Source organism: Luteococcus sp. Sow4_B9 (assembly GCF_052116585.1).
Lineage (GTDB): Bacteria > Actinomycetota > Actinomycetes > Propionibacteriales > Propionibacteriaceae > Luteococcus.
Window position 1 is genome coordinate 1 of record NZ_JBQKKT010000054.1, and the last position, 1,771, is coordinate 1,771.

The 1,771-nt window shown below is 67.3% G+C and carries 2 protein-coding genes; both read right to left on the reverse strand.

Annotated features, from left to right (window positions below; all coding sequences use genetic code 11):
- The coding region (locus ACTQ49_RS14875) for a hypothetical protein (protein WP_441828615.1) at positions 1 to 1,043 on the reverse strand (1,043 nt) is incomplete at its 3' end.
- Positions 1,040 to 1,771, reverse strand: a 732-nt coding sequence (locus ACTQ49_RS14880) for a tyrosine-type recombinase/integrase (RefSeq protein ID WP_441828616.1), incomplete at its 5' end; no start/stop codon positions are given. The genes ACTQ49_RS14875 and ACTQ49_RS14880, both read right to left, overlap by 4 nt.

Below are 1,771 nucleotides of genomic sequence, written 5' to 3' on the forward strand. Positions count from 1 at the left end.
GCGGCGGCCATGAACGCGGCAGCCCGGGCATCGTCGAGGAACTTCGGCAGGGGCTTGTCCAAGCGTGGACGGTCTTCCCGGAAGACCAGGGCGCGGGTGGGGACATCGGGATAGTCCCATTCGGTGATGCGGGTGAAGAAGGTGTGCAGGTGACCCATCCGCATGCCCAGCGTGGTCTTCGACAACCCGGGCTGGCCGCGGTAGCCGGGTCGTTGTTCGAGCCAGTCCTGGTAGCCCTCGATGTGGCAGCGGTGCAGGTCGGCGATGCGCTCGGCATCGGTGTGGTGGGCGATGAGGTATCCGGCGAACTGCCGCAGGGTGGTCTCGAACAGCGTCACTGATGAGGGCCGCAGCGAGGCGTGGCATTGCTGCAGGTAGCGGCGCATCGTGGCCGCCATCACGGGGACATGGGTGGTGATCTGTTCCCAGTCGACCTCGGCGGCGCTGCGCGCCGCCCATGGCCGGCGGGTGGCTGGTTGGGGTGCTTGACCGCGGTGGAACATCACCGCGTCGAGGCCGAACAGTGGCGTCGACAACCATCGGGGCGGCGCGCTCGCTCGGGAGGCCATCACGGCTTCGACATAGCTGGTGCGCGCCTGCTGGTAGGTCTGTGTGGTCAGGGCATCAGGGCTGGTGCCGGCGATCACGCAGATGCGCGCCAGGTGGGACCACATACGTCGGCTCTGTGCCGTGGTGAAGCCCAGCTCGAGCGCTTGGGTGGCGAATCTGTCGCGCTGCTCGGGGTAGGCGTCAGCGATGTAGATGCCCCAGTGACAGCATGACTGGGAGACGAAGTCCGGGGTGACCGGCAGGCTGGTGGCGATGGCAGCGTGCGCTGCGAATGACATCACCTCGGTGCGGACCTGGCGGCGTTGCTCGACGTCGGCGTGGTTCCATCCGTCGAGATCACCGAACAGCCGTCCGAAGCGCTGTGCCGCCAAGCGCCGGCCCTTCGCCGATGCTGAACTGGAAGCAGCCGCAACATAGGAGGCCGTCACCTCATCAAGAGCCGCACTGGTGCTGACAGGGGCAACAGCAGTCATGGGCGTGGCCCTTCGATGATGGGTGGGTAGATGTCGGCCAGGACGTGCATGGCGTCGCGGTACTGGTCAGCGAGCCAGTCGTTGGACAAGTGCAGGTAGATGCGGGTGGTCTCCAGGTTGGCGTGGCCGGCCTGGGCCTGGATCGCCTCCAAGGCCATGCCCGCCTCCCGCAGCCGGGTGAAGCATGTGTGACGCAGCTCATGGCAGGTCGCGTGGCGCAACCCCGCCCGTTGACGGGCCCCAGCAAGGACTTCATCCAGCCCTGCCGCGCTCAACGGCATGCCGCGGCGGGGCCCCTTCAACACCACGAACACCAACCCGATGTCACACCCCGGTGGCCGTTCGGTGGTCAAGTAGGCGGCCAGGTGCGTGAAGAACGCATCAACGACAGGGACGATGCGTTCGTGGCCGCCTTTGCCCTGGTGGACGAACACCCTGCCGTCGCCCAGCTGGATGTCTGTCAGACGCAGGCCCAGGACCTCACAGCGTCGCAGCCCGGCATGCAGCATCAGCGTGACCATCGCCCGGTCTCGCTCGGTGCGCAATGCGCCCATCAACGCGACCGCCTCACCCGGTGACAGCACCCGCGGCAGCCGTTTCGGAGCCCGGACCAGAGGCGAGCCCCGCAACGACCGTGACCGGGGCGTCATCGACCGTGGAACCGGCTGACGTTCACAGACACCGCGGGTGACCAGGTAGTCGAACAGCGACGTGACCGTCGCCAGCCG